Origin of the sequence: Granulicella mallensis MP5ACTX8 (genome assembly GCF_000178955.2) — a bacterium.
GTDB lineage: Bacteria > Acidobacteriota > Terriglobia > Terriglobales > Acidobacteriaceae > Granulicella > Granulicella mallensis.
Genome location: NC_016631.1, coordinates 2,462,488 through 2,478,529 on the forward strand (window position 1 = coordinate 2,462,488; position 16,042 = coordinate 2,478,529).

At 57.0% G+C, this 16,042-nt stretch carries 14 protein-coding genes, 1 tRNA gene and 1 pseudogene; 9 read left to right on the top strand and 7 right to left on the bottom strand.

All coding sequences use genetic code 11. The features are described from left to right. Window positions 1–144 precede the first annotated feature (144 nt). Window positions 145–3,978, top strand: a complete 3,834-nt coding sequence (locus ACIX8_RS10315) for an Ig-like domain repeat protein (RefSeq protein WP_223295508.1) — start codon at window positions 145–147, stop codon at window positions 3,976–3,978. Between the two features lie 99 nt (window positions 3,979–4,077). Here the strand turns inward: ACIX8_RS10315 and ACIX8_RS10320 are convergent, their stop codons facing one another. Together ACIX8_RS10320 and ACIX8_RS10325 are read right to left on the bottom strand one after the other, a co-directional pair. Continuing rightward, window positions 4,078–4,782: a hypothetical protein gene (locus tag ACIX8_RS10320; protein ID WP_044176528.1), complete on the bottom strand. Its 705-nt coding sequence runs from the start codon at window positions 4,780–4,782 to the stop codon at window positions 4,078–4,080. Between the two features lie 87 nt (window positions 4,783–4,869). Next, window positions 4,870–5,457, bottom strand: coding sequence for a hypothetical protein (locus tag ACIX8_RS10325; protein ID WP_044176530.1), 588 nt, complete (start codon window positions 5,455–5,457; stop codon window positions 4,870–4,872). Window positions 5,458–5,620: 163 nt separating this feature from the next. On the opposite strand from ACIX8_RS10325, the gene ACIX8_RS26525 reads away from it, so the two are divergent. The 3 genes from ACIX8_RS26525 (at window position 5,621) to ACIX8_RS10335 (ending at window position 7,830) form a co-directional block, all read left to right on the top strand. After that, window positions 5,621–5,854, top strand: a complete 234-nt coding sequence (locus ACIX8_RS26525; RefSeq protein ID WP_223295552.1) for a tyrosine-type recombinase/integrase — start codon at window positions 5,621–5,623, stop codon at window positions 5,852–5,854. Window positions 5,855–5,949: 95 nt separating this feature from the next. Continuing rightward, a tRNA-Ser gene (locus tag ACIX8_RS10330) sits at window positions 5,950–6,041 on the top strand. Between the two features lie 220 nt (window positions 6,042–6,261). After that, on the top strand, window positions 6,262–7,830 hold the full coding sequence (locus ACIX8_RS10335) for an FAD-dependent oxidoreductase (protein ID WP_223295509.1): 1,569 nt from the start codon (window positions 6,262–6,264) through the stop codon (window positions 7,828–7,830). Window positions 7,831–7,886: 56 nt separating this feature from the next. Here ACIX8_RS10335 and ACIX8_RS10340 read toward each other — a convergent pair whose 3' ends face one another. Beyond that, complete coding sequence (locus tag ACIX8_RS10340) at window positions 7,887–9,749, bottom strand: APC family permease (RefSeq protein ID WP_014265285.1); 1,863 nt, start codon at window positions 9,747–9,749, stop codon at window positions 7,887–7,889. Window positions 9,750–9,843: 94 nt separating this feature from the next. Beyond that, window positions 9,844–10,347, bottom strand: a complete 504-nt coding sequence (locus ACIX8_RS10345) for a GNAT family N-acetyltransferase (protein ID WP_014265286.1) — start codon at window positions 10,345–10,347, stop codon at window positions 9,844–9,846. A 173-nt stretch (window positions 10,348–10,520) separates the two neighbouring features. Here ACIX8_RS10345 and ACIX8_RS10350 point away from each other — a divergent pair, with 173 nt between their 5' ends. From ACIX8_RS10350 to ACIX8_RS10360, 3 genes are read left to right on the top strand one after another with little or no spacing between them, the layout of a single operon-like run. Continuing rightward, on the top strand, window positions 10,521–11,090 hold the full coding sequence (locus ACIX8_RS10350) for an RNA polymerase sigma factor (protein WP_014265287.1): 570 nt from the start codon (window positions 10,521–10,523) through the stop codon (window positions 11,088–11,090). A 10-nt stretch (window positions 11,091–11,100) separates the two neighbouring features. Next, window positions 11,101–11,445, top strand: coding sequence for a hypothetical protein (locus ACIX8_RS10355; protein WP_014265288.1), 345 nt, complete (start codon window positions 11,101–11,103; stop codon window positions 11,443–11,445). Window positions 11,446–11,462: 17 nt separating this feature from the next. Continuing rightward, window positions 11,463–11,663 carry a hypothetical protein gene (locus ACIX8_RS10360; protein ID WP_014265289.1) on the top strand — a complete coding sequence of 67 codons (201 nt, stop codon included), beginning with the start codon at window positions 11,463–11,465 and terminating at the stop codon, window positions 11,661–11,663. 46 nt (window positions 11,664–11,709) lie between these two features. On the opposite strand, the gene ACIX8_RS10365 is transcribed toward ACIX8_RS10360, so the two are convergent. From ACIX8_RS10365 to uvrB, 3 genes are read right to left on the bottom strand one after another with little or no spacing between them, the layout of a single operon-like run. After that, complete coding sequence (locus ACIX8_RS10365) at window positions 11,710–12,135, bottom strand: type II toxin-antitoxin system VapC family toxin (RefSeq protein ID WP_014265290.1); 426 nt, start codon at window positions 12,133–12,135, stop codon at window positions 11,710–11,712. Beyond that, entirely contained in the window at window positions 12,135–12,335 is a 201-nt protein-coding gene (locus tag ACIX8_RS10370) for a hypothetical protein (RefSeq protein ID WP_014265291.1), read from the bottom strand. Before ACIX8_RS10370 ends, ACIX8_RS10365 begins: the two co-directional genes overlap by 1 nt. A 35-nt stretch (window positions 12,336–12,370) precedes the next feature. Further along, window positions 12,371–14,362, bottom strand: a complete 1,992-nt coding sequence (uvrB, locus tag ACIX8_RS10375) for an excinuclease ABC subunit UvrB (protein ID WP_014265292.1) — start codon at window positions 14,360–14,362, stop codon at window positions 12,371–12,373. A gap of 31 nt (window positions 14,363–14,393) precedes the next feature. Between uvrB and ACIX8_RS10380 the strand changes: the two genes are divergently transcribed. Both ACIX8_RS10380 and ACIX8_RS10385 read left to right on the top strand, forming a co-directional pair. Then, a complete protein-coding gene (locus ACIX8_RS10380; protein ID WP_014265293.1) occupies window positions 14,394–14,993 on the top strand; it encodes a histidine phosphatase family protein in 600 nt (199 codons plus the stop codon). A gap of 93 nt (window positions 14,994–15,086) precedes the next feature. After that, a pseudogene (locus tag ACIX8_RS10385) lies at window positions 15,087–15,803 on the top strand (ABC transporter ATP-binding protein); the annotation flags it as partial. Between the last annotated feature and the right edge of the window lie 239 nt (window positions 15,804–16,042).

Consider the following 16,042-nt stretch of genomic DNA (forward strand, 5'->3'; position numbering starts at 1 on the left):
TGCAGGGCAGTCGATACTGACCCTCTTCCACTTCTCTTTCTCTAAGGATGGTTCATGACGCGCATTCGTTCTTTTACTTCAGCTTGCTGCAAGGGTTCTCTGGCGTTGATGTTGTTAGGCGCCTCCATGGTGTCGGTTCAGAGGATGTCAGCTCAGAGCGTCAAGGTCGCCTCGCGCGTTACCGCCGCGGTGGACAACAACGTTCGTACAACGCTGAAGGGAAATACTCCCTTTCAGGTGCAGGCTTCCGTTGATCGCGGAGCGCTGCCAGATTCTACGCCGGCCAACAGCATGCTGATCGTGCTGAAGCGCTCGGAGACGCAGGAGATGCAGCTTCGGCAGACCATGAATGACCTGCATAATCCGGCGTCGGCCAGCTATCACAAATGGCTGAAGCCGTCGGATTTCGCGCAGCAGTTTGCTCCCGCGGACCAGGACGTTCAGGCGGTGTCGAACTGGCTGGCGAGCCAGGGCTTTACGGTAAACCAGGTCTCGAAGGGCAAAGCCGCGATTCAGTTTTCGGGCACGGCGGGACAGGTGCGCAATTCGTTTCATACGGAGTTACATACGTATGTAAGGAACGGTGTCACCTTCCACTCCAACAACCAGGACCCGCAGATTCCATCGGCACTGTATCCTGTTGTCTCGGGTATCGCGGCTTTGAACGACATCCAGCCCCAGAGCCACACACGCATCCTCGGCAAGGCCAGTTTCAATCCGAAGACGCATGCATCCGTGCCGCAGTGGAGCTATCCGGCTGATGCAGGCGGAGTGTACCTCACCGTGGCACCGGGCGATTTCGCTCTGCAGTATGACGTAAACCCCATCTACAAAGCGGGCTATACCGGAACCGGCGAAACCATCGGCATTGTGAGCCAGGCGAATGTCGACAATACCGTGGTGAGCAACTATCGCAAGCTCTTTGGCTTCTCTCCTACGAATCTGCCTTCGACGATTGTGGATGGATTCGATCCTGGAACCAACGGGGATGGTGCGGGAGATGAGGCGGATCTGGACGTCGAGGTGAGTGGCTCCGTAGCTCCCGATGCAAAGATCCTGCTGTATACGGGGTATGACACCTCGGTGACCTCGGGTCTGTTTACTGCGGCGATCCATGCCGTAGATGACGATACTGCGGATGTGATCAGCATGAGCTACGGCATCTGCGAGCCGACGCTGGGGCTGTCCGGTAACCTTCTCTTCAATAACCTGTGGTCGCAGGCCGCGGCGCAGGGTGAGTCTGTCTTTGTATCTACCGGTGACAGTGGTTCGGCAGGTTGCGACAATGGACAGCCACAGGCAGAGGGTGGGATTGCTGTAAATGGCATCGCCTCCACCCCCTATAACGTTGCCGTAGGCGGAACGGATTTCTACTACAGTAGTTACAACTCAGGCAACTTCCAAGGCCAGATCGATCAATATTGGAACACCACTGGAAGCACCGGTCCGATGGTTTCGTTGTTGCAACCCGCCCCGGAGCAGCCGTGGAATAACGCCTTCGGCCTGAATGTAGCCAGTGGTCCTACCGACCAGACGACCTCCAGTGGCAGTGGCGGCATGAGTAGCTGTACCGAGGGTACGGAAGACCCGTCTACCGCCAGCATCCTCTCCCCGACGGGCAAGTACATCTCCTGCAGCGGTGGGTATGCCAAGCCTTCATGGCAGACGGGTGTGGGTGTGCCGAAGGATGGCGCGCGCGATATCCCCGACGTGAGCTTGTTTGCTGCGAATGGATATAACTTCTCTTACTGGCCTATCTGCGTCGCGCCGACAGATTGCTCCACCGCGAATCTTGATCCGACCACGGGCGCTGTCACGATTACTGGTATCGGCGGTACCTCGGCTTCTGCTCCAGCCATGGCCGGTATCATGACGCTGATCGATCAGGCACAAAAGGGCCGGCAGGGAAATCCGAACTATGTGTTGTATGCCCTGGCGGCACAGGTGCCTTCGGCCTTCCACGATGTGACGGTGGGCAGCAACAACGTTCCCTGTGTGACGGGTTCTGCCAATTGCACGCTGGATACGAATGGCGATGGTTTCTATTCTCTGCAGGTATATCCCGCAGGCGTCGGATACGATCTTGCCACTGGTCTGGGATCGATCGATGCCAATGTTCTGCTGACGAACTGGAACAAGGTCACCTTCAAATCCACCGCAACGAACCTGACACTTTCATCGACAACCTTTGCGCATGGCACACCGGTTACGGTGACATCGACGGTTGTCTCCTCCGGTGGAACACCCACCGGTTCGGTGGCCCTGGTGAACACGACCACTCCGGCCGGTGCGGGGATCGGCACGATTGCCCTGGCCTCGGGAACAGGGCAGGCGCTGCTGACCTCTCTCCCTGCGGGGAACTATAACCTGGTGGCGCAATACGGCGGCGATGGCACCTTTGCTGCCAGTACGTCCATGCCCGTCAGCCTGATGGTGACGCCTGAGAGTTCAGCCGTGGCCGTTTCGGGCACTTACTTTGGTGTGGACGCGAACGGAAACACGTTGCCGGGCGTTCCATTCACGAACGGCATCACTGCACAGTACGGAAGCTTCTTCGATATTGATGCGAAGGTGTATGGAGCTTCGTCGAGCGCGGCTGCTCCGGATGGAATTGCCACGGGAGTGATCACGGTCATCGATAACGGCACTCCACTCACGACGTTGAACCTGAACTCTTATGGGTTAGCGGAACTCCAGACGGGCTCACTGGGAGCTGGAACACATAGCCTGGTCTTCTCCTACGGTGGAGATGGTAGCTTCAATGCTTCACAGTCGGCGGCGTACACGATCACCGTGGTGAAGGGGGTACCGCAGATTTATATCGGCAATTCGGTGCCGGCGGCTGTCCCGGTCAATGGAACGCTGTCAGTTCCGGTTGAGGTTTCAAGTGACAACGGTCAGTTGCCTGTAGGCGGAACAGTCACTGTAACGTTCGGGAGCCAATCGCAGACAGTTACCTTGACGCAGTTCAATTTTGGCGGCCTGGTCAATACAGGTACAGGAACGGCTACGTTCAACGTAGGAGACGTAGGCCCCGCAGGCAGCTATAACCTGGACGCTTCTTATAGCGGCGATGCGAACCTGCAGACGGTGAGCAGTGCTTTCGATCCCAGTACGATTACGGTGTATAACAACACGCTGCCAACAACGACAACGACTGTAACGCCCAGCGCCACTTCACTCAATGCCGATGGAACGCTGAACATAACCGTCAAGGTAACAACGACAGGGCCACAGATACCGACGGGGAGTATCGACCTCTTTCAGAATGTGTTTTACCAGAAAATCGTTGTGCCGCTGGATGCTACCGGAACGGCTGTCATCCCGACACCTCCCTCTGCGATCCTTGGAAATGGGCCGGTGCAGTTTACGGCGTCGTACACGGGCGATCACTACAACTCCCCCAGCGTAAGTGCGCCGGTTACGGTGAACGCGAACGTTGGCGATTTCTCCCTGGTCCCCGGCAGCTCGCTGGTCAGCCTCAAGAGCGGCAGCACAGGGAGCACCACTGTGGCAGTCGGCGCGCCATATGGGCAGCGTCTGACTGGTTTGGTTGCACTGCAGTGCGCTACCTCGTCGCCCAACCTGACGTGTGCCTTCTCCAGTTCCACATTGACTCTGCCTTCCGATCCGACCCTGGTAGCGACGACGACACTGACTTTTACCGCCGTGCCTCCAGACTCTGCAAAACTTACCCTGCACGGCGAATGGTTTGGCGGAGGCGCGACCCTGGCGCTGCTGGCACTCATCCTGCCGATGCGTCGGCGGGGGCGGCGGTTTGTGGGTGTGTTCGCTTTGCTCCTGCTGGCGAATGTTGCCGTGCTTGGACTGAGTGGGTGCTCCGGAAGCACTCCCGCTTCCATCCCGACAACTCCTCCCGCGAGTGCCCCAAGTGCGGCTGGAAACTACACGGCAACGGTGACGGCAACTACCTCGGGGATCACTCATACCGTGGTTGTGCGGGTCGCTGTGAAATAACGGGTGTTGTTCTTTGAAGGCGGAATGAGAGCGGTTTTCGTCTCTCATTCCGCCTTTTTTGTAACGAGGAGGACAAGATGCTCACGTAAACGGTACAAATTATGTCGTATTCCTAATAAATCGAAATCGGTGTCGGTCAAACCTGATAGAAAAGACATGGTTTAAATCTTCTCCTCCGTCTTTATATCGGGCTGTTAGCTCGTACTCCATTTCGGTTGTCTCGTTTGGGTAATCCCGAAGGAATTGACGAAACATAGTACTTCCGATATTTCCAATCTTGCTACGATCCACTTGTCCCAACGATGGATAACCAACACTTTGTATGTCAAATGTAAGCGTGTTACGGGCGCGAGAATCAATGTGTGGAAGTTCGTCGAAACACAGAGAAAACTTCCCCAACTTCGAAATAATTGGATCAAATCGCACATCCGTCGGGATTCTTCCACATAGATGATGGATGTAGAACTGGACAGGAGAACTTGTTTCCATCCAAGATCTTTCGCCTTCGGCACTGCCAATATCCAAACTGAGTTTAGGCCGCTCATCGAAATACCTTTGCTCAAGCTCCTTAACGGATTCTTTGGCTGCTTCTCCTTTGAGAAACTCGATTCTCCAAGCCTGAAACGTAGAAATAGATAGCCCCAGCACAAGTAAGGAGACATAGACGGTCTTTGGGGGAGAAGACCACCATTGCATTCCTTGCCCAAACCCAACAATCCCTACGGTTGCTGATGCGCCAACCCAGCCATACCAAGCGCTAAGTACGGCTATCACCCATACACGCACCTGGTTGATAGTCTTCATGTGTTGATTGTCCATCACCATGAAGCCCTATACCAGGGAGAAAACAGATAAACGTCCGGGTTGTGCCCGCAAGCGCTGGGTGAGATGTTACTTGGCGTGGTTCCCGAAGTCATAGCCGCCAAGTGAACTAGCCTGATTAGCCTTTGCCATAGCGGCTACGTCGGGAATTATCGTAAAAAGAATGAATTCTCCCAACGGCAATGGTTCCTTGCTAGTGACGAGATAGATCTTCTCGCCCTTCTTTTCCACTGTAATTGGGATCAGAACCTTTGGGTCTAATTGGGCATTGATACCCGTCCACATCCGATAGCTTGCCATCGAAAGCTCTCGTCGATCCTTTTCTTCCTGAAAGCGAGCGAGGGTGATGTCACGTCCGGTGTCCACAGTGCCAACCAGGCACATTGCGAATGAACTGTCTGGAAGTTGATATGGTGATCTGGCCTCGCGGAATTGAGCTTTCACGCGCGCCTTTGCTGCTCCATAACTGAAAGCAGCGCCAGCAACATTTGTTGTCTTAAACCCGGTGGAATGGCTAGGGTCCATACCAAGCCATGTCGTGCCTTGCAGGTAATAGGCTCCCGAAGCTACTGGACAGTCAGGTAGTACGGGTTGCGCGAAAACGCTCAAAGGCGCACACAGGGCGGCTGCGAACACAGCAAAGGCAGTGATTTTCATGTGAAGTGACTGTACCATTCTAGCCGCGTAGAAGGCGAGAACAAATCACATGACCGATCTCCGCTCAACAAGTAGTTGAAGATACATATTGTATAGTTCAAGGGAGAAGGGGGAAGTTGATGGCCCGGCTTTTTCGAGTGCACGCGGTGTTGAAGGGGCAGGATTGCAGAGCGCTAGAGGTTGGTTTAACCCTGCGCTCGGAGATGCCAAGATCAAAGGCTACACATGGCATTGCAATAGACATACGTTCACCAGTAGACTGGTTATGGCCGGGATCGACATCTACACAGTCGGGAAGTTACTCGGTCACAAGTCACTGTCAATGACGATGAGATATTCGCATCTTGCTCCTGCACACAATGCAGCAGCCGTTGATAGATTGGTGCCTGTTTCGTAAATCGCAACTGGCACCACAACTGACACCGCATATTTAGACTGCAACGGGCTGCAATCTGAACGGGTGTAAGTTGTTGATAGAAAGCAATATAACGCGGAGAGTTGGCAGAGCCCGGTTGAATGCACCTGACTCGAAATCAGACATCGTCGCAAGGCGATCGGGGGTTCGAATCCCTCACTCTCCGCCATTTCCTTTCTTTGTTTCTCTCTAAACAATAGGTAAATGATGACAATAGGTAAATGGCGCTAAGGCGTTCGTTTTCGTGTTGTTGTCCTCTTAACGCGACGTGTGCCTCAGGATGGTGGGACAATAAAGGCATGATTACGTCCGATGAGTTGAATAAAATTCCAATCTTTGCGTGTTTGGAAGAACCTGAGCGGCAGAGGTTCGCCAACAAAGCTGCAGACATGCACCTGAAGTCTGGAGAATGGCTCATTCGTGAAGGAGATATCCCTTATTTCTATGTTCTCCTCGAGGGTGATCTTGCTCTGATCAAGGACGTTCTGGGACAGCCGCGTGAATTTCATCGATATAAGGTCGGAGCCTTCTTCGGAGAGGTTCCAATTCTGATGGGCGCTCCCGCCTTTGTATCCGTCCAGGCAAAGGCCTGGTGTCGCATTGCGCGATTCGACCGCCAACAGTTGCAGGAGTTGATTCGCGATTCCGCCGCATGCAGCGCCATCATTCTCCAGACCATGAATGCGCGCCTGGCCAGTGTGCAAGAGTGGATGAAGGAGATACCTTCCTCGCGCGTGTTCATCGTGGGCTCGCAGTACGATACGGACTGTCGCGACATTCGTTCGTTCCTCTCGATGAACCGCATCCCTTATGAATGGGTAGACCGCGAACGCGAGCCGGACCGGGTGCCTATATGCCTGCCGAAGGATTCGAGCGGTCCAGCGGTCATTGTCGATAGAGCGTTCTGCGTCGGACAGCCTCCGACGGTACGCAAAGTCGCGGAGGCGTTGGGGATTCGCACCACGCCGACCCGGGAAAACTATGATGTCGTCGTCATCGGGGGCGGCCCTGCCGGTCTGGCTGCGGCGGTGTATGGCGCTTCAGAAGGCCTGTGCGTGTTGTTGATTGAGCGCAACGCCGCCGGCGGGCAGGCGGGGACCTCTTCGCGCATTGAGAACTATCTCGGTTTTCCGAACGGAATATCGGGTGACGAGTTGAGCGAGCGTGCGCTGCGGCAGGCAGGACGTTTTGGCGCAGAGATGGTGCTGACTCGCGAGGTACAGAACATCGAGCCGATGACGGGCGGCTATTGCGTGGAGATGGATAGCGGCGACCGTGTGATGACGAAGACCGTAATTCTGGCCACAGGCGTCGATTGGCGCAGGTTGGACGCCGAGGGCGTCGACGAACTGCTGGGACGCGGCGTGCTGTACGGCGCTGCCCGTACGGAGTCGCCAACGGTGATCGGCAAAGATGTTTTCATCGTTGGCGGCGGCAACTCCGCGGGGCAGGCTGCGATGTTCTTCTCCAACTATGCGAACTCGGTGACGATCCTGGTGCGTGGGGCAGGGCTTCATCTCAGCATGTCGCAATATCTGATCGACCAGCTCGCGAGCAAGAAGAACATCTCGATCGAACCATTTACGCAGGTCGTATCGGTGGGGGGTGGGGATCATCTCGAGACCCTCTGCACCAGCACGAAGGGTTCAGCGCCACAGACGCGGAAAGCGGATGCGCTCTTTGTCCTGATTGGAGCGGATGCCAACACCGGCTGGCTGCCGAAGAATCTGCAGCGTGACGAGAAGGGATACATCTGCACGGGACGCGATGTCATGGACCTGCCGAACTGGAATGGCTCGCGTCCTCCGTTCCTGCTGGAAACCAATCTGCCGGGGTTCTTTTGCGCCGGCGACGTTCGGCACGATTCCATCAAGCGCGTGTCGAGCGGCGTTGGGGAGGGAAGCATGGCGATTGCGTTTGTGCATCAATACCTGGCGCTGGATCAGAAGGCGAACTAATATAGCCCTCCAGTCCTGACCATCCCCTAAGGCTCATGCAGATATTTGCATGAGCCTTACAGGTACCAGGGGATGTTGATGACCGTAATGCGCTGATTGCCGCGGACGAGCAGCATGAGCTTGAGCAGTTGTGCACGCTGGTTGTGAAGCGGCGTCTGCCACCAGTGTTTGACGACCAGTTCGGGGACGAGGACGGCGATCTGGCACTCTGGGTGCTCACGTTCAAGCTGGAAGATGTACTCGACCAGAGGCAGCAGGACGAAGCGATAGGGCGAGGGTAGGAAGACGAGCCTGGGGAGTGGTTTTCCTGCAATCTGAATGGGCTCTGCGACGTTGCGTTGCCACATTTGCTCGACCTCGTCGCGACACTCTTCGGCATCGACGTGGACAGCTTCTACTCGCTCGCTGAGCTTCATGGCAAAGCGCAAACCCTTTTCGGTGATACGAGTCCAGCGATCGAGCGGAACGACGACCAGGGGATGGGCGAGGTTCTCGACGTGCATGGGGCGATCGATGTTGATCTCACGCGCGACACGGTCGTAGTGCTTCTTCACTCCGGCCATTAGTAGAATCAGCGCGGGGATGAGGATCGCGGTGATCCATGCGCCTTCCCTGAACTTTGTGACGAGTACGACGATGAGGGTGATGCCGGTGGCAATCGCGCCGATACCGTTGACGATCATGCGCTGCCGTGTGCCTTTTCCCGGGTACTTGTACCAGTGCACCACCATGCCGGCCTGAGAGAGCGTGAATGCCAGAAAGGCACCGATAGCGAAGAGCGGGATCAGGCGATCGGTGACGCCGCCGAAGATGATGAGCAGCGCACCGGTAAAGCCTACCAGGGCGACGATGCCGTGAGAGTACAGCAGGCGGCGGCCGCGAATTTTGAAGACATGCGGAAGGTAGTCGTGCTGTGCGATGGCGCGGGTAAGGCGCGGGAAGTCGGCGTACGAGGTATTCGCAGAGAGCGCGAGGACAGCGAGGATGGAGCCGATGCTGACGTAGTAGAACCAGCCGCGTCCCATGACGGCAGAGATGAGTTGCGAGAGAACGCTTTGATAGCCGTTGCCGGTGGGGTCCGTCGCCCCGATGTTATAGGCGCGGCAAAGAAGCGCGATGCCGGCGAGGAAGACCATCAGCAGAATAATGATGATGGTGAGAGTGCGTTTGGCATTCTTCTGCGTAGGGGCGCGGAAGGCATTGACTCCGTTGCTGACGGCCTCGACGCCGGTCATGGCTGTGCAGCCGCTGGCAAATACCTTGAGCAAAAGCCAGAGGGAGAGTGCCGAGGTGACGGCGGGGAGATGGGGTGGTGCGATGACTGGAACGGGATGTCCGTGAGCTGCCAGGGCGCGAATGCCGCCCAGGATGATGACGACCAGCAGGGAACCCAGGAAGAGATAGGTAGGGATGAGGAAGGCTGTTCCGGTGTCTTTGACTCCACGAATATTGATCAGCGTAAGCAGGAGCAGAATGGCGAGGCAGAGCGCAAGGGTGTGGGGCTGGAGGAGGGGAAAGGCTGAGACCAGCGCTCCGACACCGGCGGAGATTCCAACGGCGGCGTTGAGGATGTAGTCGATCATCAGCGCGGCGGCAGCCAGCAGGCCGGCGGTTTCGCCAAGGTTCTCACTGGCCACGGTATAACTGCCGCCACCGTTGGGATAAGCGTCGATCGTCTGCATGTAGGAGAAGAAGACGATGGCGAGCAACCCGATGATGGCAAAGCTGATCGGGACGATGTGAGCGATACCGGCTACGCCCAGGGGAATCAGCAGTGTGAGAGCGGCTTCAGGGCCGTAAGCGGCGGAGCTGAGGGCGTCCAGGCCGAAGACAGGAATACCCGAGATGGGCCCTATGTGTTCGGCACGTTCCTCGGACGTTGCGAGGGGCTTGCCTGCTAGAAGACTGAATAACGACATCTGCGCTCCACCTGACCGGTATACGGCCAAGCTGTGGCCGCATATAAGGTTTATGGAGAAGGCATAAGGAATCCATAAAGCAGGTCTATAGTGCTTAATTAAGCTGCTTCTCGTAGCAGAGGAAGTTCAGGCCGGGGCGGAAGTCCAGCGTGATTTCGCCGGCGAACGTATAGCCGAGTTTAGGGAAGAGTCGCTGCGTTACCTGGTTCTGGGTGTTGGTATCGACACGCAGTTTTGCGATGCCGCGTTCGCGCGCAACGGTCTCGGCTTGTTGCATGAGGGCTATCGCAATGCCGCGACCGGCGAAGTCCGGATCGACGGCGATGCGGTGCACGACGATGGCGAGTTCGTGGATGTCCCAACCTACCTGGGCGTATTCAGGGGACTGGTCGGTGGTGATCGCTGCCATGCCGGCCAGGGTTCCGTCGACGTCTGCGACCCAGAGTTGGCTGAGCTGCACGTCCTGGGCGAAGACCTCGGGGTTGGGATAGCGGTCATCCCACTGCAGGTTTCCGGATGCCCGCATCAGGGGGACGACACGTCGTACGATCTGCATGATGTTGGGGATGTCATCGCTGGTAGCTAGTCTGATCTGCATTGCACTTCTTTCCATAGCTTTCTTAGTTTTTCATAGAGGATTTGCTCTAGAGGTCGGTATTCGTTACACGTTCTGAAAAGATTTTTGAGATCTCTGCAATATTTCGCGTTTCCATCCGTTAACACTGCATGACCTCGAGTGCGCACTCGTTGCATGACTACGAGAGGAGCAGGATGCCTGGCAAAGAGTGGACGGTCGACGAACAGGACCAGCTCCTTGCAGAGGCATTGAAGCGCGACGAACCGCGCTTGAGAAGCTTTATTCGCAAGCGCGTACTCGATACTGCTGACGCGGAAGATGTGCTGCAGGATGTCTTCTACGAGTTGATCGCAGCTTATCGACTGATGAAGCCGATGGAGCAGGTGACGGCGTGGCTGTACCGGGTGGCACGCAATCGGATTACGGATCTGTTTCGCAGGCAGAAGGCCGTGTCGTTGAACGACCCGATTGCCGATGATGACGAGTCGCTAGCCTTTGAGGACCTGTTGCCAACGCCGGATGCTGGGCCGGATGCGATCTATGCGCGCAATCTTTTGCTGGAGGCACTCGATGCGGCATTGGATGAGCTGCCTGCGAACCAGCGCGAGGTTTTTGTAGCGCATGAGTTATTGGGGCGCAGCTTCAAGGAGTTGTCCGAGGAGACAGGTGTGAGTGTAAACACGCTGCTTGCCCGGAAGCGCTATGCGGTGCTGCATCTGCGAGAGCGGCTGCAGGAGATGGATGAACGGTTTGGGAAGAAGTGAGGTGCGAACGATGAAAGCTTTGAAGGTTCTTAAGATTGTGGCGATTGTCGTGGTGATGTGCGTCGTCGCCGGATTTGTAGTGATGCACCTGTGGAACTGGCTGATGCCCAGCATCTTTGGATTGCGGGTGATTACCTTCGCGCAGGCTATCGGATTGCTGGTGCTGAGCAAGATTTTGCTGGGTGGATTCCATCGGCATGCCGGCGGACGGCATGGGTGGAAACGGCACATGGAAGAGCGCTGGGAGAAGATGACTCCTGAAGAGCGCGAGCGGTTTCGCTCGGGCATGCGCGGACGCCGTGGGTGCGGGTTTGGCCGTTCGGTTGAGACGAGTGCGGAACAAAGTGCGCAGTAGGCGCGTAGAGGATTGTAATGATCGTGAGCAGCATGAAGCTGGAGTTTTCAGAGGCTAGTTGGGCTGTGCCCGGCAAGTCGAGTGAGCGCGTGCGACGGATGTTTGAGCGCGTGATCGGACGCAATGATGTAAAGGCTGTGGAGGAGAGGGCTATGGAGCAGATGTCGTTAGCGGAGTTGCTGTATCACGTGCTGGTGGGCGAAGGAACGGAAGCGTAGGTAAGGTGCGTTTGAGCACTACACTATGCGAGCAACGTCGGTGCAGTTATTTGAGTGTGTAAGTAAGATCTACTATACGCCCAATGCCAGGAACCGAGAGCTTTGTAAGTTGAGAGTCGACCGTGATGAATACGTCCGCTTTTGCACTTGCCGCTAGCGCCAAATGGATGGAATCTGCAGGCGCTGTGCGATGAATAGCACGTAGCTCCGCGAAATGCATGGCCGTCTCGGCAGTGAATGGCATGATTTCTACGGCAGCATCTGCGAGAAGAAGTCGCCTGTACGATGCAATCGTAAAGACATCATTGCGGCGTACAGGCATAACCAGGACTTCTGCTAAGAGAAAATTGCTTGTGAGAAGCGTATGCTTTCCAGCGCGAATCTTCTTGAGCAACTCCTGAGCGGCTATGCCAAATTGAGCGTTGCCCTCAAGCAGGTAAATCCAAACCATTGAGTCGAGGTAGATCCGCATCAGGAGCCGTGCTCGTCTGTCCAGGCTGCACGTTCCGAGTGAATCCAGGCTTCCGCGCCGCCAACTTCGGCGTAGGCTTCCTTCGCCGTTCCAAAGAGGGACAGAATTTGATCCCAAGCCTCATCGTAGGTCAGGCGCTTTTCGGCAGCCCCCAAGATAGGCATATTGTCCGTGATGGGGTGAACAGGATGGGATGCCATCTTCGTACTCCTATGTGTAAATTTTACTCTCGCGGTTAGCTGAACAGAAACTCTTTTGTACGAAGCTCCTTCACTGTATCGCGGAGTTTCGCAGCCTTCTCGAATTCGAACTTCTTTGCGGCCTCGCGCATCTCGGTTTCCAGCTTGGCGATATACGTGTCGAGTTCCGCCTGCGTTGCGATATCAGGCATTCCGGTCGCGTCTTCTTCGGTGAGGTCGGCGTAGTCGGCCTTGAGCACCGTTGCCAGCGAGTCGTTGATGGAACGGATGACCGTCTGAGGCGTGATACCGTGCTCTTCGTTGTAGGCCACCTGCTTTTCGCGGCGGCGGTCGGTTTCGTCGATGGCACGGCGCATCGAATCCGTCATCTTGTCGGCGTAGAGGATGGCACGGCCTTCGAGATGGCGCGCGGCGCGGCCGATGGTCTGGATCAGCGATCCCTGAGAACGCAGGAAGCCCTCTTTGTCCGCGTCGAGGATAGCGACGAGCGAGACCTCAGGTAAGTCCAGGCCTTCGCGCAGCAGGTTGATGCCGATAAGCACGTCGTACTCGCCCTTGCGCAGGTCGCGAAGAAGCTTGATGCGTTCGAGGGTTTCAATCTCGGAGTGCATATAGCGGCAGCGCACGCCGACCTCGGTGTAGTAGTTGGCGAGGTCTTCAGCCATGCGCTTGGTAAGTGTGGTGACGAGGACGCGCTGATTTTGCGCGGCACGGTCGCGAATCTCCGCGAGCAGATCGTCGATCTGGCCTTTGACGGGGCGAATCTCAACCTGCGGGTCGACAAGCCCTGTGGGGCGAATGATCTGCTCTACGACAACGCCGGCGGACTTGGTGAGCTCATAGGGGCCGGGAGTCGCGGACACATAGACGATCTGTCCGGTGCGCGTTTCGAACTCTTCGAAGCGCAGCGGGCGGTTGTCCATCGCGGAGGGCAGGCGGAACCCGTAGTCGACGAGGTTCTGCTTGCGCGAGCGATCGCCGTGCCACATGCCGTGCAGTTGCGGTACCGTGACGTGCGACTCGTCGATGAAGATCAGGAAGTCGCGAGGGAAGTAGTCGAGCAGCGTTGGCGGCGGCTCGCCGGGCAGGCGTCCGGAGAAGTGGCGCGAGTAGTTCTCGATGCCGTGGCAGAAGCCGACGGACTTGATCATCTCCAGATCGAAGCGGGTGCGCTGGTGGATGCGCTGCGACTCGACCAGGCGGCCCTCTTTTTCGAGCTGGGCCTCCCAGTCGGCGAGCTCGCTGAGGATGTTGTCGATGGCCGTCTTCTTGCGCTCGGGCGCGACGACGTAGTGCGACTTGGGATAGATGGGCAGGCGCGAGTACTTCTGTTTGACTGTGCCGAAGAGCGGGTCGATTTGTGAGAGGCTGTCGATCTCATCGCCGAAGAGTTCGATGCGGAAGGCGTTTTCGTCGTAGGTCGGATAGACCTCGATGACATCGCCGCGCACCCTGAACGTTCCGCGGCGGAAGTCGACATCGTTGCGTTCGTAGAGGATTTCGACCAGGCGGCGTGTGATGTCCTGGCGCTTGATCTTCTGGCCCTTTTCGAGCAGCAGCAGCATGCCGTAATAAGCTTCTGGCGAGCCGAGGCCGTAGATGCAGGAGACCGAGCTGACGATGATGGCATCGCGGCGTTCGAAGAGGCTGCGCGTGGCGGAGAGGCGCAGCTTGTCGAGCTCGTCGTTGATCGTCGATTCCTTTTCGATGTACAGATCGCCGGCGGGAATGTAAGCCTCCGGCTGGTAGTAGTCGTAGTAGGAGACGAAGTATTCGACGGCGTTATTGGGGAAGAACTGCTTGAACTCGTGGTAAAGCTGCGCAGCCAGCGTCTTGTTGTGTGCGAGGATGAGGGCTGGACGGTTCAGTTCCTGGATGACCTTGGCCATGGTGAAGGTCTTGCCGGAACCGGTGACGCCGAGCAGCACTTGATCCTTGTCTCCGGCGTTGAGACCGGAGACAATCTCGGAGATGGCGCGCGGCTGATCGCCTGCTGGCTTGTAGTCTGAGACGAGCTGAAAGTCCATCCTTGTAGGATAAGGCAAAGGGGAGGCGAAGATGCCTGAAGAGAAGACAGAGTTGTGGCTGGTGCGGCACGGAGAGACCGAGTGGAGCCTGGATGGCCGGCATACGAGCTGGACGGATATTCCACTAACCGACCACGGACGGCAGCGTGCCGTGGAGCTTCGTGAGTTCCTGGCGGGGAAGAAGTTTGCCGCCGTGTTCGTGAGCCCCAGGCAACGGGCGCGCGAGACCTGTGAGATCGCCGGCTATGGCGATGTGGCTGTGATTGAAGACGGTTTGCAGGAGTGGAACTACGGCGAAAGCGAAGGCAAGACGACCGCTCAGATGCGCGCCATTCATGGGCCGAACTGGAGCGTCTGGACCGATCCGATCATCGGCGGCGAATCGGTTGAAGCGGTCGGCGAAAGAGCGGATGAGGTGATTGCCAAGGCTCTGGCCGCGGCGCCGCAGGGCGGCGCTGTCGCTTTGTTTGCCCATGCTCATATCCTTCGGATTCTGGCTGCGCGGTGGATCGGATTGCCTGCTGTTGGCGGCAAGTTATTCGGGTTGGGGACGGGCAGCGTCAGTGTGCTCGGACACGAGCGTGAGACGCGCGTGATCTCCAGGTGGAATCGTGGATTCGAGAGCGAGTAGACGATTTACAGTAGAGAGGTGACGACCGATCCGATCATCCAGCTTGAGCATGTAAACGTAGCCCGGGGCAACAACATCATTCTGCACGACCTCAGCCTGACGGTACGAGCGGGGGAACATCTCGCGATTTTGGGGCCGAATGGTTGCGGCAAATCGACCCTGTTGAAGACAGTCACCTGCGAGCTCTATCCGATCGTGAGCCCGGAGACGCAGGTGCACATTATGGGCCGTGCGCGCTGGGACCTTACGGAGTTGAAGCGGCGCATGGGGGTTGTTGCCGCCGATCTTCCTGGACGGCAGACGCTTACGACCACTGGCTTCGATGCCATCCTCACGGGCTTCTTCTCCAGCTCGACGCTCTGGCCAAATCTCCACGTGACTGACGCCATGCGCGAGCGTGCGGAGGAGGTTCTGCACCTTGTAGGTGGGGAGAAGCTGCGGGATAAGTTTGTCGGCGAGATGTCGGCAGGGCAGCAGCGGCGCATCATGATCGGCAGGGCGATGGCCGGAACCGCCGGTGAAGCGCAGATGCTGTTGCTGGATGAGCCTTCGAATGCGTTGGACCTTGCAGCCCAGCGCGACCTGCGTGAGATGTTGCGTGGCTTGGCCCAGAAGGGCGTTGCGATTTTGCTCATCACCCATCACATCGCGGATATTCTGCCGGAGATCGAGCGCATCGTGATGATGCGCGACGGCAGGATTGTTGCCGATGGATCGAAGAAGGAATTGCTCACCGCCGAACGGTTGAGTGGATTGTTCGGTGGTGAGATTCATATGACCGAGCGAGATGGGTATTGGAACGCGTGGTAAAGGCAGAGTGCAGAGAGTAGAGCGCAGCCCTTATCTTTGAGCGCAAGGCCATTACAGATGGCTACAGGCGGCCTTACGCAAGAGTCTTGCAGTGGCACGGAACCCAGCCCCGAAGGGGCGGTATATCCCAGCCTGGGGCGCAAGCCCCAGGTAAAGAGATGGATGGAGGGAGGGCTGAAAGCCCGATATATCTCGGTTGCACGGGCGAGATATATCGGGCTTTCAGCCCTTGATTTGCT